The organism is Pseudomonas sp. GW822-FHT04H02, assembly GCF_058800645.1.
On the sequence record NZ_JBXAMM010000005.1, the window covers coordinates 336,211 to 358,067 of the forward strand.

The 21,857-nt window shown below is 65.7% G+C and carries 20 protein-coding genes; 8 read left to right on the forward strand and 12 right to left on the reverse strand.

The window, feature by feature from the left end; all coding sequences use genetic code 11:
- Positions 1-13 precede the first annotated feature (13 nt).
- The 3 genes from AC1RMG_RS23505 to AC1RMG_RS23515 are packed head-to-tail and all read right to left on the reverse strand — an operon-like array spanning position 14 to position 2,166.
- Positions 14-604 carry a YggT family protein gene (locus AC1RMG_RS23505; protein WP_011064014.1) on the reverse strand — a complete coding sequence of 197 codons (591 nt, stop codon included), beginning with the start codon at positions 602-604 and terminating at the stop codon, positions 14-16.
- 10 nt (positions 605-614) lie between these two features.
- The gene (gene proC / locus AC1RMG_RS23510) at positions 615-1,433 is read right to left on the reverse strand and encodes a pyrroline-5-carboxylate reductase (RefSeq protein ID WP_015637369.1); all 819 of its coding nucleotides are present in this window, start codon (positions 1,431-1,433) and stop codon (positions 615-617) included.
- A 34-nt stretch (positions 1,434-1,467) separates the two neighbouring features.
- On the reverse strand, positions 1,468-2,166 hold the full coding sequence (locus AC1RMG_RS23515; RefSeq protein ID WP_011064012.1) for a YggS family pyridoxal phosphate-dependent enzyme: 699 nt from the start codon (positions 2,164-2,166) through the stop codon (positions 1,468-1,470).
- Positions 2,167-2,356: 190 nt separating this feature from the next.
- Here AC1RMG_RS23515 and AC1RMG_RS23520 point away from each other — a divergent pair, with 190 nt between their 5' ends.
- The gene (locus tag AC1RMG_RS23520; protein WP_019095287.1) at positions 2,357-3,391 is read left to right on the forward strand and encodes a type IV pilus twitching motility protein PilT; all 1,035 of its coding nucleotides are present in this window, start codon (positions 2,357-2,359) and stop codon (positions 3,389-3,391) included.
- A 78-nt stretch (positions 3,392-3,469) separates the two neighbouring features.
- On the opposite strand, the gene AC1RMG_RS23525 is transcribed toward AC1RMG_RS23520, so the two are convergent.
- Positions 3,470-4,093, reverse strand: a complete 624-nt coding sequence (locus tag AC1RMG_RS23525) for a C40 family peptidase (protein WP_011064010.1) — start codon at positions 4,091-4,093, stop codon at positions 3,470-3,472.
- A 250-nt stretch (positions 4,094-4,343) separates the two neighbouring features.
- On the opposite strand from AC1RMG_RS23525, the gene AC1RMG_RS23530 reads away from it, so the two are divergent.
- A complete protein-coding gene (locus AC1RMG_RS23530) occupies positions 4,344-4,763 on the forward strand; it encodes an NINE protein (protein WP_011064009.1) in 420 nt (139 codons plus the stop codon).
- 127 nt (positions 4,764-4,890) lie between these two features.
- Here AC1RMG_RS23530 and AC1RMG_RS23535 read toward each other — a convergent pair whose 3' ends face one another.
- The 7 genes from AC1RMG_RS23535 to gshB all read right to left on the reverse strand — a co-directional run bounded on the left by AC1RMG_RS23535 (position 4,891) and on the right by gshB (position 10,855).
- Complete coding sequence (locus tag AC1RMG_RS23535; RefSeq protein ID WP_011064008.1) at positions 4,891-6,162, reverse strand: dihydroorotase; 1,272 nt, start codon at positions 6,160-6,162, stop codon at positions 4,891-4,893.
- On the reverse strand, positions 6,159-7,163 hold the full coding sequence (locus AC1RMG_RS23540) for an aspartate carbamoyltransferase catalytic subunit (RefSeq protein WP_011064007.1): 1,005 nt from the start codon (positions 7,161-7,163) through the stop codon (positions 6,159-6,161). The genes AC1RMG_RS23535 and AC1RMG_RS23540 overlap by 4 nt, the downstream gene beginning before the upstream one ends.
- Before the next feature lie 25 nt (positions 7,164-7,188).
- A complete protein-coding gene (gene pyrR / locus AC1RMG_RS23545; protein ID WP_011064006.1) occupies positions 7,189-7,695 on the reverse strand; it encodes a bifunctional pyr operon transcriptional regulator/uracil phosphoribosyltransferase PyrR in 507 nt (168 codons plus the stop codon).
- Between the two features lie 115 nt (positions 7,696-7,810).
- Complete coding sequence (ruvX, locus tag AC1RMG_RS23550; RefSeq protein ID WP_011064005.1) at positions 7,811-8,248, reverse strand: Holliday junction resolvase RuvX; 438 nt, start codon at positions 8,246-8,248, stop codon at positions 7,811-7,813.
- Positions 8,248-8,817 carry a YqgE/AlgH family protein gene (locus AC1RMG_RS23555; protein WP_493170375.1) on the reverse strand — a complete coding sequence of 190 codons (570 nt, stop codon included), beginning with the start codon at positions 8,815-8,817 and terminating at the stop codon, positions 8,248-8,250. Before AC1RMG_RS23555 ends, ruvX begins: the two co-directional genes overlap by 1 nt.
- 85 nt (positions 8,818-8,902) lie before the next feature.
- On the reverse strand, positions 8,903-9,802 hold the full coding sequence (locus AC1RMG_RS23560; protein WP_493170377.1) for an energy transducer TonB: 900 nt from the start codon (positions 9,800-9,802) through the stop codon (positions 8,903-8,905).
- 99 nt (positions 9,803-9,901) lie between these two features.
- Entirely contained in the window at positions 9,902-10,855 is a 954-nt protein-coding gene (gshB, locus tag AC1RMG_RS23565) for a glutathione synthase (protein WP_011064002.1), read from the reverse strand.
- Positions 10,856-11,091: 236 nt separating this feature from the next.
- Here gshB and pilG point away from each other — a divergent pair, with 236 nt between their 5' ends.
- The 6 genes from pilG (at position 11,092) to AC1RMG_RS23595 (ending at position 21,049) form a co-directional block, all read left to right on the forward strand.
- The gene (gene pilG / locus AC1RMG_RS23570; RefSeq protein ID WP_011064001.1) at positions 11,092-11,496 is read left to right on the forward strand and encodes a twitching motility response regulator PilG; all 405 of its coding nucleotides are present in this window, start codon (positions 11,092-11,094) and stop codon (positions 11,494-11,496) included.
- Positions 11,497-11,553: 57 nt separating this feature from the next.
- Positions 11,554-11,919 (forward strand): twitching motility response regulator PilH, encoded by a 366-nt coding sequence (gene pilH, locus AC1RMG_RS23575; RefSeq protein ID WP_011064000.1) that lies wholly within the window; start codon positions 11,554-11,556, stop codon positions 11,917-11,919.
- A 10-nt stretch (positions 11,920-11,929) separates the two neighbouring features.
- Complete coding sequence (locus tag AC1RMG_RS23580; protein ID WP_493170379.1) at positions 11,930-12,469, forward strand: chemotaxis protein CheW; 540 nt, start codon at positions 11,930-11,932, stop codon at positions 12,467-12,469.
- Positions 12,470-12,609: 140 nt separating this feature from the next.
- Positions 12,610-14,673: a methyl-accepting chemotaxis protein gene (locus tag AC1RMG_RS23585; RefSeq protein WP_011063998.1), complete on the forward strand. Its 2,064-nt coding sequence runs from the start codon at positions 12,610-12,612 to the stop codon at positions 14,671-14,673.
- Between the two features lie 24 nt (positions 14,674-14,697).
- Complete coding sequence (locus tag AC1RMG_RS23590) at positions 14,698-20,607, forward strand: hybrid sensor histidine kinase/response regulator (protein WP_493170381.1); 5,910 nt, start codon at positions 14,698-14,700, stop codon at positions 20,605-20,607.
- On the forward strand, positions 20,600-21,049 hold the full coding sequence (locus tag AC1RMG_RS23595; protein WP_065365092.1) for a chemotaxis protein CheW: 450 nt from the start codon (positions 20,600-20,602) through the stop codon (positions 21,047-21,049). The genes AC1RMG_RS23590 and AC1RMG_RS23595 overlap by 8 nt, the downstream gene beginning before the upstream one ends.
- 72 nt (positions 21,050-21,121) lie before the next feature.
- Here the strand turns inward: AC1RMG_RS23595 and ybiA are convergent, their stop codons facing one another.
- Positions 21,122-21,682: a riboflavin biosynthesis intermediates N-glycosidase gene (gene ybiA, locus AC1RMG_RS23600; protein WP_041120239.1), complete on the reverse strand. Its 561-nt coding sequence runs from the start codon at positions 21,680-21,682 to the stop codon at positions 21,122-21,124.
- Positions 21,683-21,857: the final 175 nt, after the last annotated feature.

Below are 21,857 nucleotides of genomic sequence, written 5' to 3' on the forward strand. Positions count from 1 at the left end.
CAGGCCGCCCGGGTCAGATCAGCAGGCGCAGGATGTCCGGCATCATGGTCATGGCCGCCAGGTTATTGATCACCAGCATGTCCAGCAGCTTGAGCACCATGAATGCCAGGATCGGCGAGATATCCAGGCCGCCCATGCTCGGCAGGATGCGACGGAACGGGGCCAGGGCGGGTTCGCAGATCTGGTTCACCAGTTCGGCGCCGGGGTTGTGGCTGCCAGGGGCGACCCAGGACAGGATCACGCTGATGATCAGGGCGAAGAAGAAGATCTTCAGGAACAGCGCGGTGACGCCGATGATCGACCAGATCAGCAGTTGCAGCGGGTTGCCGGTGGTGCCGTAGGTCAGCAGCAGGGTCAGGGCCATCAGGGCCAGTTGCACCAGGATCGCCAGCAGCAGCGAGGACATGTCCAGGCCGCCGATGCTCGGGATGACCCGGCGCATCGGCTTGAGCAGCGGCTGGGTGGCCCGCACGATGAACTGGCACAGCGGGTTGTAGAAGTTGGCGCGCACCAGTTGCAGGACGAAACGCATCAGCACGATCAGCAGGTACAGGCTGCCCAGGGTTTGCAGCACATACACCGCAGCGGTGTTCAATCCAATCATCATTGGCTCCTTATTGGCCCAGTTGTTCGGCCATTTCGGCCGAGCGGTGCGCAGCGGCACCCAATGCTTTTTCCACGAGGGCTTCAAAGCCACCGGCCTGGAACGACTTGATGGCCGCTTCCGTGGTGCCTGCCGGTGAAGTCACGCGGCGGCGCAGCTCGGCGGCGTCAACGTCACTGGAGACCGCCATGTGGGCGGCGCCCAGGGCGGTCTGCAGAGTCAGCTGGGCGGCGGTTTCCCGGGGCAGGCCGAGCTTCTCGCCGGCGGCGGTCATGGCTTCGATCAGCAGGAAGAAATACGCCGGGCCACTGCCGGAGACGGCAGTCACTGCGTCCAGTTGCTGCTCCTGGTCCAGCCACAGGGCGATACCCACGGCGGACAGCAGTTCCTCGGCCTGCTGGCGTTGCTGGGCGCTGACTTCGGCGGTGGCGTACAGGCCGCTGACACCCTGGCGCAGCAGTGCCGGGGTGTTGGGCATGCAGCGCACGATGGGCTGGGTGCCGAGCCAGCTGTTCATGCTCGAACAGGTGATGCCGGCGGCGATGGACACCACCAGCTGTTGCGGCTTCAGGCTCGGGCGCAGGGCTTGGCACACGGCTTTCATGGCCTGGGGCTTGACCGCCAGGACGATCACGTCGACGCCTTCGATGGCCTCGGCGTTATCGGCAAATACCTGGATGCCATGTTCGGCCGCGACTTTCGCTCGGGTCTGCTCGCCCGGGTCGCTGGCGCGGATCTGCGAGGCCTCCAGGCCTTTGGCCCGCAGGCCGCCGATGAGACTGGCCGCCATGTTGCCGGCACCGATAAAAGCGATACGAGTCGTGTTCATGACAGGTCCTTACAAGAGGTCGGGGTCAGTCGCATCAGGACTGACTGTAGTCGCGGGCACCAAACAGCGCGGTACCGATCCGCACCCAGGTGGCGCCTTGGGCAATGGCCGCTTCGAGGTCGTGGCTCATGCCCATGGAAAGGGTATCCAGGGGCAGCTTGAGGCTGTCCCGCAGGTCGTTGTTCAGGCGTTGTACCGCGGCGAAGGCGGCGTCCTGGGCAGCGCGGTCCTCGGTAGGCTCGGGAATCGCCATCAACCCCCGCAGTTGCAGGCGTGGCAAGGCACCGATGGCGCTGGCCAGGGCCGGCAGGTCGGCCGGGGCGCAGCCGGACTTGCTGGCTTCGCCACTGACGTTCACCTGGATGCAGATGTTCAGTGGCGGTAACTCGGCCGGGCGTTGTTCGGACAGGCGTTGGGCGATTTTCAAGCGATCCACGGAGTGCACCCAGTCAAAATGCTCGGCAATGGCACGAGTCTTGTTCGACTGAATGGGGCCGATGAAGTGCCAACTCAAGGGCAGGTCGGCCAGTTCCTGCTGTTTGCCCAGGGCTTCCTGCAGGTAGTTCTCGCCGAAATCCCGCAGGCCGGCGGCATGGGCCTCGCGCAGGGCGGCGGCGGGCTTGGTCTTGCTCACGGCCAGCAGCTGGACGCTGTGCGGGTCGCGCTGTACGGCCTGGCAGGCGTTGCGGATGCGCTCGGCTACCTGGGCAATGTTGTCTGCTATCGTGGACATTCGATTTCGTCTCAAAAGTACCGGCGGCCCTGGCCACCGGCTGCCGCGTGAATCCACCAGACCTCGATTCTCCGCCGGCCCGAGCCACGCTCAAGGGTCGCGTCGGGCATCGTCCGCGGCCTGGCCATTGAATCTGCCAGGCGCGGGCGGGTCTGAAGCTCGCGGCATTCTACTGGAATTGGGGGGCACTATGGACATCACCGAACTCTTGCGCTTGAGCGCTTCCCGGGGCGCTTCGGACCTGCATCTGTCCGCCGGGCTGGCGCCGATGTTGCGCATCGATGGCGATATTCGCCCGCTGCCGGGCCCGGCCCTGGAAGGGCCACAGGTGCAGGCGCTGATCCATGAACTGATGAGCGAAGCACAGCGCCAGGCGTTCGCCGCCTGCAATGACCTGGATTTCGCCTATGAACTGCCGGGTGTGGCGCGGTTTCGGGTCAATGCCTTCCGGCACGCCCGTGGTGTCGGTGCGGTGCTGCGCCTGATTCCCGCGCGGGTACAGAGCCTGGAGGAGCTGGGGCTGGGGGAAGTGTTTCGGCAGATTACCGAGGCGCCCCGCGGGCTGGTGCTGGTGACCGGGCCCACCGGCAGCGGCAAGTCCACCACACTGGCGGCGATGATCGACCACCTGAACCAGCACCGCCAGCAGCACATCCTGACCATCGAAGACCCTATCGAATTCGTGCATCCGCAGAAGAACTGCCTGGTGCACCAGCGCGAAGTGCAGCGCGATACCCAGAGCTTCGCCACGGCCTTGCGTGCGGCGCTGCGGGAAGATCCCGACGTGATCCTGCTGGGCGAACTGCGGGACCTGGAAACCATCCGCCTGGCCCTGACCGCCGCGGAAACCGGGCACCTGGTACTGGCCACCCTGCACACCTCGTCGGCGGCCAAGACCATCGACCGGCTGGTGGACGTGTTTCCGGGGGAGGAAAAGGCCCTGGTGCGCTCGATGCTGGCCGAGTCGCTGCAGGCAGTGGTCGCGCAAGTGCTGGTGAAGAAGGTGGGCGGTGGCCGGGTAGCGGCGCACGAGATCATGCTGGGCAGCCCGGCGATCCGTAACCTGATCCGCGAGGACAAGGTGGCGCAGATGTATTCGGCGATCCAGACGGGTGGCGCCCAGGGCATGCGCACCCTGGACATGAGCCTCAAGGCATTGCTCGGGCAGGGGTTGATCAGCCGCGATCAGGCGCGGGAGCAGGCGCGGATGCCGGAGAGCTTTTGACGGGGCTGGAAATGCATTCGCCGGCAAGCCGGCTCCTACAGGTGGGTGCAGGAGCCGGCTTGCCGGCGAAGCGGGGTATCAGCGTTGCACGACCCGCAGGGGCGCGTGCTCCTTGGGCAGGACCCGCTTGGCAACCACGTAGTGGCTCTGCCAGTAGGGCTTCTTCAGGGTATCGATGGTCACTGCCTTGCCGCGCCGCGGGGCGTGGATGAAGCGGTCTTCGCCCAGGTAGATGGCGACGTGGTTGACCTTGCGGCTCTTGATGTTGAAGAACAATAGGTCGCCCGGCTTCAGGTCCTTGCGCTCGACCTTCTGCCCGTGGCCGCTGGCCATGGCGTTGGAGGTGCGTGGCAGGTCCACGGCGGCGACATCGTTGAAGGCGTAGCGCACCAGGCCGCTGCAGTCGAAGCCTTTGCTTGGGCTGCTGCCGCCCCAACGATAGGGTGTACCGAGGACATTGACCGCGCGGCTGAGAACCGTGGTGCTCGGCCGGCCGGCGTTGTTGGCCACCAGCTTGCTGTCGGCCTTGCTCAGGCGGGTGGGGTGCTTGATGGTGCTCTTGTTCTTGGCGGTGACCGTCGAAACGTGAGGTTTCGGGGTGTAGCCATTAACGTTGGGAAGTCGTTGCTCACGGTTGGTGGCGTGGGCGGCCAGTGGCATTAATAGGCAAATGGTTAGCCATGTCTTGAAAAATGGACGCATTAGGCAAGGCTCTTATTGGTTAGCGCGCAACTTTATAACAGCTTTCAGGTCACTTCCGTGGCCGTTTGTCGATTCAACCTTGGGGTCAACTTCGGCAAAGAGGTGGCAACTTGACGCAGAAAACCGTCAGAAGTCAGGCAGTACAAGGCTTTGGCGGAACAGAAGGTAACATTGCCCGCACGTCGAATGCCTGTAAAAAAGTCACAAAGTTTTTAAGAATATTTATCTATCACCTGCAAAGAGGCACTTAATGAACACCTATCGTCAGGATGCATCCACCCATGACACCCACAGCAAGGTGATCGGTTACCTGTTGTGGATTTTCGGTTTTACCGGGGCCCACCGCTTCTATTACGGCAAGCCGGTGACCGGGACTATCTGGTTCTTCACCTTCGGTCTGCTGGGCATTGGCTGGCTGATCGACTTGTTCCTGATCCCGTCCATGGACCGGGAAGCGGACCTTCGCTTTACCGCAGGTCCGGTGGAATACAGCGTGGCCTGGATTCTGCTGACCTTCCTCGGGGTTTTCGGCGTGCACCGCATGTACCAGGGCAAATGGCTGAGCGGGGTGATCTACCTGTTCACCGGCGGCCTGTTCTTCCTGGGGGTGCTGTACGACTTCTGGACCCTGAACGATCAGGTATCGCTGGAGAACGCCAAGCGCCGTTGATCCCGTCATCGGCGCAGGCGGTGATGGCGCAGCCTGTAGCCACTGCCGCAGGGCGCCATCAGGAGCGGCGGCTCCTTCGGCGCCGTTCGCAGCCTGCGGCAGTGGCTACAGGGTGTTTGCCAGGCGATCAGCCCTGATAGCTGATATGCCCGTCCACCAGGGTGTAGCGCACCGCGCCCGGCAGGCTATGGCCGAGGAACGGGCAGTTTTCGCCCTTGGACAGCCAGCGCTCGCCGGCCACGGTGGAACTGGCCGGGTCGAACAGCACCAGGTCCGCCGCACCACCGGCTGCCAGCTTGCCTGCCGGCAGGCGCAAGGCCGCGGCGGGGCCGGCACTCAGGCGTGCCAGCAGGGTCGGCAGGTCCAGCAGGCCGTCCTGCACCAGGGTCAGGGCCAGGGGCAGCAACAGCTCGACGCTGCTGATGCCCGGCTCGGTGGCGCCGAACGGCGCCAGCTTGGCGTCCCGCTCATGGGGCTGGTGATGGCTGGAAATGGCTTGCACCACCCCGGACTTCACCGCTTCGCGCAGGGCATCGCGGTCGGCCCGCGAGCGCAGCGGCGGCTGCACGTGGTACAGGCTGGAGAAGTCGATCAGCGCCTCGTCGGTCAGGATCAGCTGGTACAGCGCCACATCGGCGGTGACCGGCAGGCCGCGGGCCTGGGCCTGGGCGATCAGCTCCACGCCGCGGGCGCTGGTCAGCTGGCTGAAGTGGGCGCGCACGCCGCTCTGTTCCACCAGCAGCAGGTCCCGGGCCAGGGCCACGGTCTCCGCGCTTTCCGGGATACCCGGCAGGCCGAGGAAGCTGGCGGTGGCGCCTTCGTGGGCCAGGCCGCCTTCGGCCAGGTCGCGGTCCTGGGAGTGGAAGATCACCGTCAGGTCGAAGGTGGCGGCGTATTCCAGGGCGCGGCACAGGGTGCGGGTGCTGCGGAAACCTTCCAGGCCGTTGCCGAAGGCCACGCAACCGGCGTCACGCAATGCGATCAGCTCCGCAAGCTGCTCGCCTTCCAGGCCCTTGCTCAAGGCGCCAATGGGGAACACTTTGCTGTTGCCGGCCTCGCGGGCGCGGTCGAGGATCAGTTCGGCCACCGCCGAGGTGTCCAGTACTGGCTTGGTGCGCGGCGGGCAGCACAGGCTGGTGACACCGCCGGCGGCTGCGGCGCGGGTTTCGCTGGCAATGCTGCCCTTGCGACTGTAGCCCGGCTCGCGCAGGGCGACGCTCAGGTCCACCAGGCCGGGTGCGGCCACCAGGCCCTTGGCGTCGATGGTGGTAACGGCATTGAAGCCGCCAGGCGCGGCGCCGATGGCGACGATCTTGCCGGCTTCCAGGTGCAGATCGGTGGTTTGATCCAGGCCGCTGCTTGGATCGATGACGCGGGCGCCGAGAATGCTGAGCTTCACTGGGCGTTCTCCTGCTCGAATTGTCGCTGGGCGGTCTGCCCGCTCATGGCCATGGACAGTACCGCCATGCGCACTGCAATGCCGTAGGTCACCTGGTTGAGGATCACCGAGTGCGGGCCGTCGGCTACCGCCGATTCGATCTCCACGCCGCGGTTGATCGGGCCCGGGTGCATGACGATGGCGTCGGGCTTGGCCCCGGCCAGGCGCGCGGTGGTCAGGCCGAACAGGCGGTAGAACTCGCCTTCGCTGGGCAGCAGGCCGCCCTGCATGCGTTCACGCTGCAGGCGCAGCATGATCACCACGTCCACGTCCTTCAGGCCTTCGGTCATGTCGGTGTAGACCTTGACCCCGTACTGCTCGATGCCGATGGGCAGCAGGGTTTTCGGCGCGATCACGCGGATGTCCGGGCAGCCGAGGGTTTTCAGCGCCAGCATGTTCGAACGCGCCACTCGCGAGTGCAGGATGTCGCCGACGATGGCTACCGAGAGGTTCTCGAAGCCGCCCTTGTGCCGGCGAATGGTCAGCATGTCGAGCATGCCCTGGGTCGGGTGGGCGTGACGGCCGTCGCCGCCGTTGATGATCGCCACTTGCGGGCACACGTGTTCGGCGATGAAGTGCGCGGCGCCGGAGTCGCCGTGGCGCACCACGAACATGTCGGCGGCCATGGCTTCCAGGTTGCGCAGGGTGTCCAGCAGGGTTTCACCCTTGCTCGCCGAAGAGGTCGAGACATTCAGGGTGATCACGTCCGCCGACAGCCGCTGGGCGGCCAGTTCGAAGGTAGTGCGGGTTCGGGTGGAGTTCTCGAAGAACACATTGCACACGGTCTTGCCGCGCAGCAGCGGGACTTTCTTCACCGCCCGGGCGCCGACTTCGAGGAACGAGTCGGCGGTGTCGAGGATTTCCGTCAGCAGCTCGCGGTTCAGGCCGTCGAGGGACAGGAAGTGGCGCAGCTGGCCCTGATCGTTGAGCTGCAGCGGGCGCTTGGCGTCTAGAGGCGTCATCGCAATGGACTCTTAAAAGGGCGAGTTAGAGGGCGAGGTCTTGGAGCTCGAGTTGAAGCGGCGCAGGACCGGACAATTTTACCCGCTCGTGGGCGGCCAGCGACAGGGTCGCGCCCACCACATTCGGACGGATCGGCAGTTCAGCGGCGTTCAGGTCCAGCAGGCAGACCAGGGTCACGCTGGCCGGCCGGCCGTAGTCGAACAGTTCGTTGAGGGCGGCGCGGATGGTCCGGCCGCTCATCAGCACGTCGTCGATCAGCACCAGGTGCTGGCCTTCGATCTCGAACGGCAGCTCCGAAGGGCGCACCTGCGGGTGCAGGCCGTTCTGGCTGAAGTCGTCGCGGTAGAAGGACACGTCCAGGGTACCCAGGGGCGAATCGCTGCCCAGGGCTTCCAGCAGGGCCTGGGCCACCCAGACGCCACCGGTACGGATACCGATGAAGCGTGGCTCGCTGATGGCGCGCTGGGCCAGGTGGGCGTTGAGATCAGCGGCCATCTGGCTGATCAGGGCGGCGGGATTGGGCAGGCTCATGGTGGCTCCTTCGTGGGCTCGCGCCTGCTGCCGGGCAGCTGGGCGCGGGAACTTACGGCTGGTGTTGGGCCAGGAGGCGCGCAGCCCCGGGGCCGCGCATCTTCAGGATGTGGTCTCAGGTGTTCAACAGGCCGGCGTTTTCATCGAGCCAGCCTTGCAGCAGCAGGGCGGCGGCGATGGCGTCCACCGGGTTGTCGCGGTAACTGCCTTTCTGGCCGCCCCGGGCCAGGCGTTCACCCTTGGCCTCGAAGGTGGTCAGGCGTTCGTCGTGGGTATAGAAGGGCACATTGAAGCGGCCGTTCAGGCGCCGGGCGAACTTTTCGGCGCGCACGCACATGTCGCTGGGGCTGCCGTCCATGTTCAGGGGCAGGCCCACCACCACGGCGTCGGGCTTCCATTCCTTGATCAGTGCTTCCACCTGGTTCCAGTCGGGCACCCCGTTCTGCGCCTTGAGGGTGCACAGCTCCCGGGCCTGGCCGGTGATGGCCTGGCCCACGGCAACGCCGATCTGCTTGGTGCCGTAGTCGAAGCCGAGGATCAGTCGCAGGGCCATCAGGCGTGGCCCGCCTGGCTGGTGAGCAGGCTGAGGTTGACCCCCAGGTGCCGGGCGGCGGCTTCCAGGCGCAGTTCGCTGCTGGTGTTGAACAGGATGTCGGCGTCGAAGGGGCAGGTCAGCCAGGCGTTGTCCGCCAGTTCGGCTTCCAGCTGCCCGGCTTCCCAGCCGGCATAGCCCAGGGCGATCAGGCTCTTGGTCGGGCCCACGCCATCGGCGATGGCGAACAGCACGTCCTGGGACGTGGACAGGGACAGCCCCTCGAGTTCCACCGTGGCCTGGTAGACCGGGCCGTTGGGGTGCAGGACGAAGCCGCGATCGGTCTGCACCGGGCCACCGCTGAAAATGGGCACGTGCTGGCACAGCAGGGACGGCTCTTGGTCAGGGCGCAATTGTTCGAGGATATCGGCCAGGTTCAGGTCCTGGGGGCGGTTGACCACCAGGCCCATGGCGCCACTGGCGTTGTGCTCGACGATGTAGGTCAAGGTCTGCGCAAAGTTCGGGTCGGCCATATGGGGCATGGCGATCAGGAAATGATGCTTGAGATAGCTTGGGCTGACATTTTTCATGAGCGCTAGTGTGGCGGTGGCGGGCCCGGCTGACAAGCTGGCGATGTGCGGCCATGGCGCTGTCGCGCGGCCGATTGCCGGCCGATCAGTTGCTGGAAAGCTTGTCGCCCCGGGCGAAGCGCCAGGTGCGGATGATTTCCAGGCGGTCGATGTCCGACAGGTCGCCGGTAAAGGGGGCGAACGGCGCCGCCAGGCGCACGATGCGCTGCGCCGCCTGGTCCAGCAGCGGTTGCCCGGAGGACTCCAGCACCAGCACTTCATACAGCGAGCCGTCACGGTTGATCGAGACCATCAGCCGCAAGTTGCCGTAGATCTGCTTGCGCCGGGCTTCCTCGGGGTAGTTGAGGTTGCCGATGCGCTCGACCTTCTTGCGCCATTCGTCCTTATACCAGGCGCCCTTGTCGCGCATGGTAGAGGCGGCGCTGAGGCGGTGGATGCGCGGGCGTTTGGCATACAACTGCTGTTCGTTGGCCAGCTCGGCTTCCAGGCTGGAAATCTCGCTGGACAGTTGCGAGCTGTCGAACGTCGGAGTGGGGGCCTTGGGCGTCGGGTCTTTCTTGACATCTTCACGCTGGGTGACGGTCTTTTTCGGCTTGGGCGCGGTGGTGGCTACGGCGGCCTTGGGGGCGGTGTCCTTGACCTCGGGCTTGACCGAGGGCGGCGGCGTGACCTTCTTCACCGAGTTGTCCTGGAACGGTGCGACTTCGGTGGTTTTCGGAATGGCCTTCTTGTCCAGGGTGCCGCTGCCCTGCTGGTTGTCCTGGGCGAGGAAGTCGGCCTTCTTCGGTTTGGTCTCACTCTTGAAGGTGGCCAGGGTGATTTCCAGGGTCTTGCTGATGGCCTTGGGCTCGGCGAAGGAAAAACCCAGGCCGAGAATCAGTGCCAGGTGCAGGAGCGCCGCCAGGAACAGGGTAAAACCCAGGCGATCGGCCGCACGCACGCCGCTATGGGCAAGCTCGGGGGGCAGATCGGACGGGAGGCTCATCGGCAGTTCGACATCACAGGAGGCATCACACAACCAACATCACGGTTTCACAGGCGGCGCATGATAACGCAATGTTGGTTTGTGCTTGGTTGTTCTACATCACTTGGCCTTGAGCTTCTGATCGATGGCATCCATCAGCATCGCGCCGATGTTGGTGCCGAAGGCGTTGTCGATTTCACGGATGCAGGTGGGGCTGGTGACGTTGATTTCCGTCAGGTGTTCGCCGATCACGTCGAGGCCGACGAACAGCAGGCCCTTGGCCCGCAGGGTCGGGCCGACCTGGGCGGCGATCCAGCGGTCCTTGTCGCTCAGCGGGCGGGCTTCGCCACGACCGCCGGCCGCCAGGTTGCCGCGGGTTTCACCGGCGGCGGGGATGCGCGCCAGGCAGTAATCCACCGGTTCGCCGTCGATCATCAGGATGCGCTTGTCACCGTCCTTGATCGCCGGCAGGTAGGCCTGGGCCATGATCTGCTGGCTGCCGAGCACGGTCAGGGTTTCCAGGATCACCGACAGGTTCGGATCACCCGCGCGGTGGCGGAAGATCGAGGTGCCGCCCATGCCATCCAGGGGCTTGAGGATCACATCGCCATGCTGGGCCGCGAACTCGCGCAGCACGTCGGCGCGGCGGCTGACCACGGTGGGCGGGGTGCACTGGGGGAACAGCGTGGCAAACAGCTTTTCGTTGCAGTCACGCAGGCTCTGGGGCTTGTTGACCACCAGCACGCCAGCGCTTTCGGCCTGTTCCAGCAGGTAGGTGGAGTAGACGAACTCCATGTCGAAGGGCGGGTCCTTGCGCATCAGGATCACGTCCAGATCGCTCAGCGGGCAGTCGATCTCGGCATCCAGCTCGAACCACTTCTGCGGGTTGGCGAACACCTGCAGCGGCCGCATGCGGGCCCGGGCCACGCCGGCGCCCTGGTACAGGTCGCGCTGCTCCATATAGAAGAGGGTCCAGCCGCGCTCCTGGGCGGCCAGCAGCATGGCCAGCGAGCTGTCCTTCTTGTAGGAGATGCTGGCGATAGGGTCCATGACAATCCCGACGCGAACGCTCATGGGTGGATTCCTTTAAGAAAATGAGTGGGAGCGAGGCAAAAAAAGTGGCGTCAGAGTGGCGCTGACAGGGGCCTGGGTCAAGGAAAAACCACTGCCTGGCGTGGTCCATAGATTGCAGGGGGGAGAGTGTGCTAAAAAGGCTCGCAGGCCGGGCCCAAGCCTTGAAGTTCAAGGGTTTCACCCATTGCCCGGCGGTACCGGACCAAATCATTCGCTGGGGCGATGGCAGAGCAGATATGGAACAGCATTCCAACGCCTTGAAGGTGATGGTGATCGACGATTCGAAGACGATTCGCCGCACGGCCGAAATGCTGCTGAAGAACGTCGGTTGCGAGGTCATCACCGCAGTGGACGGCTTCGAAGCCCTGTCGAAGATCGTCGACCATCACCCCGGCATCATCTTCGTCGACATCATGATGCCGCGGCTCGACGGCTATCAGACCTGTGCGCTGGTGAAGAACAACAGCGCGTTCAAGTCCATCCCGGTGATCATGCTGTCTTCCAAGGATGGCCTGTTCGACAAGGCCAAGGGGCGCATCGTCGGCTCCGACCAGTTTTTGACCAAACCCTTCAGCAAGGAAGAACTGCTGAGCGCGATCAAGGCCCATGTCCCGGACTTTGTCGCGCTTGCGCCACAGTAGACACGCACAGCGACGCCCGGCCAGCAGGCCGCGCGCCTATACCGTATGGGGAAGACCATGGCTCGTATTCTGATCGTCGATGACTCGCCGACTGAAATGTACAAACTCACCGGCATGCTGGAAAAGCACGGCCATGAAGTGCTCAAGGCCGAGAACGGTGCCGACGGCGTGGCCCTGGCCCGGGAAGAAAAGCCCGACGCGGTGCTGATGGACATCGTCATGCCCGGCCTCAACGGTTTCCAGGCGACCCGCCAGTTGACCAAGGATGCCGAGACCAGCCATATCCCGGTGATCATCATCACCACCAAGGATCAGGAAACCGACAAGGTCTGGGGCACCCGCCAGGGCGCCAAGGACTACCTGACCAAACCGGTGGACGAAGAGACCCTGATCAAGACCCTGAACAACGTCCTGGCCGGCTGACAGCCGCGCCATGAGCCAATCCCAGACCGCCTTCGAGCTGCTGCTGGAGATCGACCAGCGCTGCCGCTTGCTGGCCGTCGACCTGCCGTCCCAGGAAACCCGCCAGCACAGCTGGAGCGGCATCGGCTTTCGCCTGGGCGAGCATTGGTACGTGGCCGCCATGGGCGAGATCAGCGAAGTCCTGCACGAGCCGCGCTACACCCTGCTGCCCGGAGTCAAGCCCTGGGTCAAGGGCGTAGCCAACCTGCGCGGGCGGCTGCTGCCGATCATGGACCTGTGCGGTTTCTTCGGCCATGAGCTGTCGCCCCTGCGCAAGCAGCGGCGGGTCCTGGTGGTGGAGTACAAGGAGCTGTTCGCCGGCCTGCTGGTGGACGAGGTGGCCGGGCTGCAGCACTTTGCCCAGGACAGCCTGGAGCCCGGCATCACCGACTTTGCCGACGCCGCGGTCAACCCCTACCTGCAGGGCCAGTTCCGCCGCGATCAGGTCTGGCAGGTCTTCAGCCCCTTCGCCCTGGCCCGTTCGCCGGGGTTCCTGGAGGTGGCAGCGTGAAGGGCGCCCCGGCGCCTGGGCAACCCGTTGGCCGTGCCACGGGAAGCGCGTGTTTCCCTGGATCAACCCATGCTGCCCCGGCGTTGCGCGCGCCCCGGGCACTCGAATGCGGGACCGCCCGCTCGCCACAGGCCTGATCGATGACCAAAGCCAAAACCGGCAAGCCCCTGGAAGGCTCCCGCAGTCGCTCGCAGATCATCGTGCTGTTCATCGCACTGATCGTGTTCATCATGCTGTTGTTCGCCAACTTCGCTTACCTCAATACCCAGGCCACCTACGACAAACAGTACATCGGCCATGCCGGCGAGCTGCGGGTGCTGTCCCAGCGCATTGCCAAGAACGCCACCGAAGCGGCGGCGGGCAAGGCTGCGGCGTTCAAGCTGCTGGGGGATGCGCGCAACGATTTCGCCCGGCGCTGGGGCTACCTGAAAAAGGGTGACCCCGACACCGGGCTGCCCGGGGCCCCGGTGGCCTTGCGCCAGGAAATGCGCGCGGTGCAGCTGGACTGGGAAAAACTGCTGAAAAACACCGACGCGATCCTCGCCAGCGAGCAGACGGTGCTGTCCCTGCACCAGGTGGCGGCAACCCTGGCGGAAACCGTGCCGCAATTGCAGGTGGAGTATGAAAAGGTCGTCGAGATCCTGCTCCAGCGTGGCGCCCCGGCGGCCCAGGTGGCCATGGCCCAGCGCCAGTCGCTGCTGGCCGAGCGGATTCTCGGCGCGGTCAACACGGTGCTGGCCGGCGACGAAAACGCGGTCCAGGCCGCCGATGCCTTCGGTCGCGATGCCGCGCGCTTTGGCCAGGTGCTCAACGGCATGTTGCAGGGCAACCCGGGGCTGAAGATCAGCCAGGTGGAAGACCCGGATGCCCGGGGGCGGCTGGCGGAGATTTCCGAGTTGTTCGAGTTCGTCTCCGGCTCCGTGGACGAGATCCTCGAAACCTCCCCCGAGCTGTTCCAGGTCCGCGAGTCGGCGAGCAACATCTTCAGCCTGTCCCAGACCCTGCTGGACGAAGCCTCGCTGCTGGCCAGCGGCTTCGAGAACCTGGCCGGCAGCCGCAAGCTGGACACCATCGGCGGCTACGTCCTGGGCTTGCTGGCCCTGGCCTCGATCATCCTCATCGGCCTGGTGATGGTGCGCGAGACCAACCGTCAGTTGCGCGAGACCGCAGAGAAGAACGAGCGCAACCAGAATGCGATCATGCGTTTGCTGGACGAGATCGAGGACCTGGCCGACGGCGACCTCACGGTCACCGCTTCGGTGACCGAGGACTTCACCGGCACCATTGCCGACTCCATCAATTATTCCGTCGACCAGCTGCGTGACCTGGTGGCCACCATCAACCTCACCGCCGGCCAGGTGGCCGGCGCAGTGCAGGAAACCCAGGCCACCGCCATGCAGCTGGCCGAAGCCTCGGAGCATCAGGCCCAGCAGATTTCCGAAGCCTCCACGGCGATTAACGAAATGGCCCAGTCCATCGACCAGGTATCGGCCAACGCCGCGGAATCCTCGGCGGTGGCCGAGCGCTCGGTGGAAATCGCCAACAAGGGCAACGAGGTGGTGCACAACACCATTCACGGCATGGACAACATTCGTGAGCAGATCCAGGACACCGCCAAGCGGATCAAGCGTCTGGGCGAGTCTTCCCAGGAGATCGGCGATATCGTCAGCCTGATCGACGACATTGCCGACCAGACCAACATCCTTGCCCTCAACGCGGCGATCCAGGCCTCCATGGCCGGTGACGCCGGGCGCGGCTTTGCCGTGGTGGCCGACGAGGTGCAGCGGCTGGCGGAGCGTTCCTCGGCAGCCACGCGGCAGATCGAGACCCTGGTGCGGGCGATCCAGACCGACACCAACGAGGCGGTGATCTCCATGGAGCAGACCACCACCGAAGTGGTGCGCGGCGCGCGCCTGGCCCAGGACGCCGGGGTGGCCCTGGAAGAGATCGAAGGGGTGTCCAAGACCCTGGCGGCGCTGATCCAGAGCATCTCCAACGCGGCCCAGCAGCAGACCTCTTCGGCCGGGCAGATTTCCCTGACCATGAACGTGATCCAGCAGATCACCTCGCAGACTTCGTCCGGTTCCACCGCCACCGCCGAGAGCATCGGCAACCTGGCGAAGATGGCCAGCCAGCTGCGCCGCTCGGTGTCCGGCTTCACCCTGCCGGCCACCCGGGGCCCGGCCCCGAATGACAACCGCTGACACAAGGCTTTGACTGGAGTGGTTATGGTTGATCGGCACGACTATGTAGCCCTGGAGTGGGTCAAGGGCGAAATTGCCGAGACCCTGAAGCAGGCGCATCAGGCGCTGGAGCATCTGGCGGACGATCCCCAGGCCCTGGAGGCCATCGACCAGTGCCTGGAAGGCATTCACCTGGTCCATGGCAGCCTGCAGATGGTGGAGTTCTACGGCGCCGCGCTGCTGGCTGAAGAAATGGAAAAGCTCGCCCTGGCCCTGCAGCAGGGGCGCGTGGCCCAGCGCGACGAAGCCCTGCGCCTGCTGCGCCAGGCCATCGGCCAGTTGCCCCAGTACCTGGACCGGGTGCAGAGCGCGCGGCGCGACCTGCCGCTGGTGGTGCTGCCGCTGCTCAACGACCTGCGCAGTGCCCGGGGCGAGAGCCTGCTCTCGGAAACCAGCCTGTTCAGCCCGCAACTGCCCAGCCTGCCGCCCCTGAGCGACAAGGCCCTGGCGGCTTTGGAACCCCTGGAGTTGCCCAACCAGTTGCGCAAGCTGCGACACATGTTGCAGACCGCCCTGGTGGATCTGCTGCGCGAGCAGGATGACGAGCAGAGCCTGGGCTACATGGCCAAGGTCTTCGAACGCCTGGAAGCCTTGTGCCAGGACGCCCCGCTGGCGCCCTTGTGGCATATCGCCTCGGCCCTGGTGGAAGGCATGCGCCACGACGAGATCGCCAACAGCCCGGCGGTGCGCAGCCTGCTCAAGGATGCCGACAAGGAGCTCAAGCGCCTGCTGGAACAGGGCATGGCCGGGATCAACCGGCCGGCCCCCGATGAATTGCTCAAGAGCCTGCTGTTCTATATTGCCAAGGCGCGCCATCCCACCCCATTGATGCTGACCATGAAAGAACGTTACGGACTGGATGACGCCTTGCCCGACAGCGCGGTGGTGGACGAGGAGCGGGCCCGCCTGGCCGGCCCCGACCGGGATGCCATGCGCTCGGTGCTGACCGCGGTGTGCGATGGCCTGGTGCGGGTCAAGGAACGCCTCGACCTGTTCGTGCGCAGCGACCGCCAGCACACCGACGACCTCGAAGGGCTGCTGTCGCCCCTGCGGCAGATCGCCGACACCCTGGCGGTGCTGGGCTTCGGCCAGCCGCGCAAGGTCATCATCGATCAGTTGGCGGTGGTCCAGAGCCTGGCCCAGGGCCAGCGCGCGCCGGACGACGCGGTGCTGATGGATGTGGCGGGGGCCCTGCTGTACGTGGAAGCGACCCTGGCCGGCATGGCCGGCACCGTGGAGCCCGAAAGCCGTGAGGAAAGCCGCCTGCCCACCACCGACCTGACCCAGATCCACCAGTTGGTGATCCAGGAGGCGCGGGTTTGCCTGCACCAGGCCAAGGACCTGATCGCCGAGTGCATCGAGGCCGACTGGGACGCCGAACACCTGCAGACGCTGCCCGAGCTGCTGACCCAGGTGCGCGGCGCCCTGGCGATGATCCCGCTGCCCCGCGCGGCGGGGCTGATGCAGGCCTGCCAGCAGTTTGTCGTCGAACACCTGCTGGCGGCCAGTTCCCGGCCCGACTGGCAGCAACTGGACCACCTGGCGGATGTGCTCACCAGCCTGGAGTACTACCTGGAACGCCTGAGCGAGGACCACGAGGCGCCGGGGGAGAAGATCCTCGATGTGGCCCAGCAGGGCCTGCTCGCCCTGGGCTATGTGCCGGTGGAGCAGGTGCCGTTGCTCGATCAGCCCCTGAGCCCCAGCGAAGCCCTGGTGATGCAGGACCTGCAAGAGCTGGACGATCCCCGGGTGGCGCAGTCCCTGGCGGATGTCCTGGCGGTGCCGGTCTCGGCCCTCAACCCGCCGGCCCTGATTACCCCGGGCAGCCTGTTGCCGCCGCCAGGGGACGAGGAGCCGGTGGACGATGAACTGCGGGAAGTCTTCCTCGAAGAAACCGAGGAAGTGCTGGAGATGCTGCGCGAGTACCTGCCGCGCTGGGCCGCGGACCCCCATGGCACATCTGCCCTGAGCGAACTGCGCCGGGCCTTCCACACCCTCAAGGGCAGCGGGCGCATGGTGCGCGCGCTGGTGCTGGGGGAGCTGGCCTGGGCGGTGGAAAACCTTCTCAACCGGGTGCTGGAGCACAGCGTGGAGCCCGGTGTCGAAGCCCGGCAACTGGTGGCCGACACCCTGCAACTGTTGCCGGAACTGATCGCCGAGTTCGCCCAGCAGGCCCAGCGCCAGCGCGACGATGTCGACCGCCTGGCCGCCCGGGCCCATGCCCTGGCCAATGGCGCGCAAGGCTCGGCGCCAGTGCCGGCCGAGGCCTTGGACCCGCAGTTGCTCGAGATCTTCCGCACCGAGGCCCAGACCCACCTGGACAGCATCAACCGCTTTCTCGAGCAGGCCGCCGAACACGTACCGCTGCAGGCCAGCGACGAACTGCAACGGGCCCTGCACACCCTCAAGGGCAGCGCCTCCATGGCCGGAGTGCTGCCGATTGCCGAGCTGGCCGGCCCTCTGGACCAATTGGCCCGGGAATACCGGGCGCACTTGATCCCCCTGGACCTGGACGAGGTGGAGCTGCTGCTGGAAGCCGAAGGCCTGCTGCGCCGGGGCCTGCGGCAGCTTGACAGCGACCCGCTGGCGCCTATCGATGGCGCCCGCTCCCTGGTGGGGCGCGCCCTGGCCCTGCTGGGGGAGTGCCTGGAAACCCTGCTCAGCGCCCCGGACAGCGCGCCCCGGGCCAAGCGCGACCCGCAGTTGATCAACAACTTCCTGGCCCAGGGCATGGACATCCTGCTGGATGCCGAAAGCCTGCTGCGCCGTTGGCAGCAGCACCCGGGCGAGCGTCAGGAACTCAGCGCCCTGCTGGATGAGTTGACCACCCTGGGCGAGGGCGCGCACCTGGCCGACCTGTACCCGGTGGACGAGCTGTGCGAAGCCTTGCTCGATCTCTATGGCGCGGTGGAAGAGAGCAGCCTGGCCGTCAGCGAGCGTTTCTTCCACGAAGCCGAAAGCGCCCATGATGCCTTGATCAACATGCTCGACGAGCTGGCCGCAGGCCAGGAAGTCAGCCCGCGCCCGGAACGGGTGCAGGCCTTGCGCGAGCTGCTGGATGAAGGTCTGGACCCTTCTGCCACGGGCCTGATCAAGAGCGATGGCAGCCGCGCCCTGAGCATCAGCGAACTGGGCGCGGCCACGGCCCGCCTGGAGCAGGCTGAAGCCCCGATGCAGGCGGACGACGAAATTGTCGAGATCTTCCTCGAAGAGGCGGTGGATATCCTCGAAAGCGCCGACCAGGCCCTGCAGCGCTGGCTGGCCGACCCGGACAATGGCGCGCCGCTGTCTTCCCTGCAGCGAGACCTGCACACCCTCAAGGGCGGCGCACGGATGGCCGAAGTGGCACCGGTGGCGGAACTGGCCCAGGAGCTGGAGTCGCTGTACGAGGGGCTGGTGGATCGGCGCTACAGCCACAGCCAGCACCTGGGCCTGCTGTTGCGCAGCAGCCACGAGCAACTGGCACTGCTGCTGGAACAGTTGCAGGGGCAGCATCCCCTGGACGAATCCCGGGCGCAGATCGAGGCTGTGCGGTCGTACCGGCAGCAGGCCGCCAGCACCGGCGAAGCGGCCCAGGGCACGGTCGAGGAAGACCGTGCGGCCCAGGACCCGGAGCTGCTGGAAATCTTCCTCGAAGAAGGTTTCGACATCATCGACAGCTCTGCCGCGGCCCTGGCCCGCTGGCAGGCCGAGCCCCAGGGTCGCCAGGAAGTGGAAACCCTGCTGCGCGACCTGCACACCCTCAAGGGCGGTGCGCGCATGGTGGAAATCGCCCCCATCGGCGATCTGGCCCATGAACTGGAATTTCTCTTCGAAGGCCTGTCCGCCGGCCTGCTGCAACCCAGCCCGGTGCTGTTCACCCTGTTGCAGAAGAGCCACGACCGCCTGGCCCAGATGCTCGATGCGGCCCGTGCCGGCCAGCCCATCGAGCCGGCCCAGAAGCTCATCGATGCGATCCACGACCTGAGCCATCCGCGGGTAGCGACCGGCGTTGCCGCAGAAGCTGCACTGCCCAGCACCAAGCCCGAGCCCGCTGCGCCCGCGGCGGAAGCGGCAGTGGCGGGGGACATGGTCAAGGTCTCGGCAGAGCTGCTGGACGACCTGGTGAACCTGGCCGGGGAAACCTCGATCTTCCGTGGCCGTATCGAACAACAGGTCAACGATGCACGCACGGCACTGGGCGAGATGGAAACCACCATCGAGCGCATGCGCGACCAGTTGCGCCGCCTGGACACCGAAACCCAGGGGCGGATTCTCAGCCGCCAGCAGGTGGAGGCCGAGCGCCTGGGCTACGAAGAGTTCGACCCCCTGGAAATGGACCGCCACTCGCAGTTGCAGCAGCTGTCCCGGGCCCTGTTCGAATCGGCTTCGGACCTGCTGGACCTCAAGGAAACCCTGGACCGGCGCAACCACGACGCCGAGAACCTGTTGCAGCAGCAGGGCCGGATCAACACCGAATTGCAGGAAGGCCTGATGCGCACGCGCATGGTGCCGTTCGAGCGCATGGTGCCCAGGCTCAAGCGCATCGTCCGCCAGGTGGCCGAAGAGCTGGGCAAGGACGTGGAGTTCGTGGTCGGCAACGCCGAAGGGGAAATGGACCGCAACGTTCTGGAACGCATGGTCGCGCCCCTGGAACACATGCTGCGCAACGCCGTGGACCACGGCCTGGAATCGGCCGAGGCGCGCCTTGCAGCAGGCAAGCCGGCACAGGGGCGGATCAGCCTGGACCTGTCCCGCGAGGGCGGCGACATGATTTTCGACATGCGCGACGACGGCGCCGGGGTGCCCCTGGAAGCCGTGCGCAAAAAAGCCATCAAGCGCGGCCTGCTGGACCCCGAGGCGCAGCTCAGCGACCGCGAAGTGCTGCAATTCATCATGCAGCCGGGGTTTTCCACCGCCGAGAAGATCACCCAGATTTCCGGGCGCGGGGTGGGCATGGACGTGGTCCATGAAGAGGTGCGCCAGTTGGGCGGCAGCATGAGCATCGACTCGGTTGCCGGCCAGGGCGTGCATTTTCGCATTCGCCTGCCGTTCACCGTGTCGGTCAACCGCGCGCTGATGGTGCAGTGCGCCGACGAGCAGTACGCGATTCCGCTGAATACCGTGGAGGGCATTGTCCGGGTGCTGCCCGCAGAGCTGGACGGCTACTACCAGCTCGACCCACCGCGCTATGAGTACGCCGGCCAGTCTTATCAGCTGTGCTACCTGGGGGAGCTGCTGCACACCGTGCCCCGGCCGAAGCTGCTGGGCCAGGTGCAGCCGCTGCCGGTGCTGCTGGTGCACTGCAACGAGCAGCGCATCGCGGTGCAGGTGGATGCCACCGCCGGCACCCGGGAAATCGTGGTCAAGAGCCTGGGGCCGCAGTTCGCCGCGGTCCAGGGGTTGTCCGGGGCGACGATTCTCGGCGATGGTCGGGTGGTGCTGATTCTCGATTTGCTGGCGCATATCCGCGCCTTGCAGGCCCAGGCACCGCTGCCGCGCCTGGCGGGCGACGAGCCGGCCAGCGAGGTGCAACCGCCGCGGCCGATGCTGGTGCTGGTGGTGGACGACTCGGTCACGGTGCGCAAGGTCACCAGCCGCCTGCTGGAGCGCCACGGCATGAATGTGCTCACCGCCAAGGATGGGGTCGACGCCATGGCGCTGCTGGCCGAGCACACCCCGGACCTGATGCTGCTGGACATCGAAATGCCGCGCATGGATGGCTTCGAGGTAGCGATCCAGGTACGCAACGACCCGCGCCTGCAACACCTGCCGATCATCATGATCACCTCCCGCACCGGCCAGAAACACCGCGACCGGGCCATGGCCATCGGCGTCAACGACTACCTCGGCAAGCCCTATCAAGAGTCGGTGCTGCTGGAAAGCATTGCCCTGTGGAGCAAGACCCATGCTTGATCACCGCGCCAGCACTCTCACCGGGCTGCTGCTGCCCCTGGCCGACCGTACCCTGATCCTGCCCAACGTGGCCGTGGCCGAGCTGATCGACTATCAGCAGGGCACCTTCGACCTGGATTCACCGCCCTGGTACCTGGGCCGGGTGCTGTGGCGCGAGCGGCGGATTCCGCTGATCAGCTTCGAGTCGGCCTGCGGTGGCAGGACCGTGATTGGCGAGCGGGCGCGGATCGTCGTGCTCAATGCCCTGGGCGGGCGCCCGGAGCTGAAGTTCATGGCCCTGCTGGTGCAGGGCATTCCCCGCTCCTGCAAGCTCGACAGCCAGTTGAGCTATGTCGACGTGCCCCTGGCTGCGCTGGAAAAGGCCGCGGTGCAGGTGGCCGAGCAGGTGGCCAAGGTGCCGGACCTGCTGGCCCTGGAAGAGCTGCTGGTGACGGGGCTCTAGGCCTCTTGGCCGGCAAGCCGGCCGCTACACAACATCGCCGGTAGGAGCTGGCTTGCCAGCGAAGGCAGCCCCTCAGCCAATGCGCAACCTGTCCCGCACCTCCATCAGCGCATAGCCCAGCAGATTCAGGCCGCGCCACTGTTCCGGCCGGCTGGCCCTGGCGTCCTCTGCCGCCAGGCCGATGCCCCAGATCCGGTCCACCGGGCTGGCTTCCACCAGTACCTGGTCGCCTGTGGACAGCAGGTATTCACCCAGCGCCTGATGTTGGCTGAACTTGGCCAGGTTGCCCTGCACCACGATATCCAGGCGTGCTTCGGTCCAGCGGGCGTCATCGAAGCCGCGCACCTCGCGACCCAGTTGCTTCACGTCGGCGGGCGTCACGGCCTTGAGGATCCGCCCGTGGGTTTCCTGGTCGCCGAACAGCAGGGCCTTGCCGGCCATCATGAAATGCTCGGCGCTGGGGTATTGAATGCCATCGAGTTCCAGACCTGCGTCGAACCACTGGCTGAAACAGCTCTGGGAGATGCGTCCGTCCCGGGTGGGCTGGTGCCCCCAGAACATCAGGTAGTCGGGCTTCAGGCCATGCTTGAGCTGCTCCAGCAGCGCCTGGTTCGAGCGAATCGGTGTGTCCATGCTGACTCTCATCTTGGTCTGCCCAGGCCGCTCATGGGCCGGTACGGCGGGCATTGTGTACCGAGAGAGCATGAGAGTGCCATGGCTCCCAAATCATTACGCTGAGCGTAACGATCCAACGCCGTGCTTGATTGATGCTCCTTGTTTTCACTCCTAAGGTGACTGCCACGACAGC

Bases quoted from the DNA above. Each gene is read 5' to 3' on its own strand.
- pilH (WP_011064000.1), top strand. From the start codon at position 11,554: ATGGCTCGTATTCTGATCGTCGATGACTCGCCGACTGAAATGTACAAA.
- AC1RMG_RS23520 (WP_019095287.1), top strand. From the start codon at position 2,357: ATGGACATCACCGAACTCTTGCGCTTGAGCGCTTCCCGGGGCGCTTCG.
- proC (WP_015637369.1), bottom strand. From the start codon at position 1,433: ATGAACACGACTCGTATCGCTTTTATCGGTGCCGGCAACATGGCGGCC.
- AC1RMG_RS23580 (WP_493170379.1), top strand. From the start codon at position 11,930: ATGAGCCAATCCCAGACCGCCTTCGAGCTGCTGCTGGAGATCGACCAG.
- ybiA (WP_041120239.1), bottom strand. From the start codon at position 21,682: ATGGACACACCGATTCGCTCGAACCAGGCGCTGCTGGAGCAGCTCAAG.
- pyrR (WP_011064006.1), bottom strand. From the start codon at position 7,695: ATGAGCCTGCCCAATCCCGCCGCCCTGATCAGCCAGATGGCCGCTGAT.
- AC1RMG_RS23540 (WP_011064007.1), bottom strand. From the start codon at position 7,163: ATGACGCCTCTAGACGCCAAGCGCCCGCTGCAGCTCAACGATCAGGGC.
- gshB (WP_011064002.1), bottom strand. From the start codon at position 10,855: ATGAGCGTTCGCGTCGGGATTGTCATGGACCCTATCGCCAGCATCTCC.
- AC1RMG_RS23595 (WP_065365092.1), top strand. From the start codon at position 20,600: ATGCTTGATCACCGCGCCAGCACTCTCACCGGGCTGCTGCTGCCCCTG.
- ruvX (WP_011064005.1), bottom strand. From the start codon at position 8,248: ATGGCCCTGCGACTGATCCTCGGCTTCGACTACGGCACCAAGCAGATC.
- AC1RMG_RS23590 (WP_493170381.1), top strand. From the start codon at position 14,698: ATGGTTGATCGGCACGACTATGTAGCCCTGGAGTGGGTCAAGGGCGAA.
- AC1RMG_RS23555 (WP_493170375.1), bottom strand. From the start codon at position 8,817: ATGAAAAATGTCAGCCCAAGCTATCTCAAGCATCATTTCCTGATCGCC.
- AC1RMG_RS23525 (WP_011064010.1), bottom strand. From the start codon at position 4,093: ATGCGTCCATTTTTCAAGACATGGCTAACCATTTGCCTATTAATGCCA.
- AC1RMG_RS23505 (WP_011064014.1), bottom strand. From the start codon at position 604: ATGATTGGATTGAACACCGCTGCGGTGTATGTGCTGCAAACCCTGGGC.
- AC1RMG_RS23560 (WP_493170377.1), bottom strand. From the start codon at position 9,802: ATGAGCCTCCCGTCCGATCTGCCCCCCGAGCTTGCCCATAGCGGCGTG.
- AC1RMG_RS23515 (WP_011064012.1), bottom strand. From the start codon at position 2,166: ATGTCCACGATAGCAGACAACATTGCCCAGGTAGCCGAGCGCATCCGC.
- AC1RMG_RS23530 (WP_011064009.1), top strand. From the start codon at position 4,344: ATGAACACCTATCGTCAGGATGCATCCACCCATGACACCCACAGCAAG.
- AC1RMG_RS23585 (WP_011063998.1), top strand. From the start codon at position 12,610: ATGACCAAAGCCAAAACCGGCAAGCCCCTGGAAGGCTCCCGCAGTCGC.
- pilG (WP_011064001.1), top strand. From the start codon at position 11,092: ATGGAACAGCATTCCAACGCCTTGAAGGTGATGGTGATCGACGATTCG.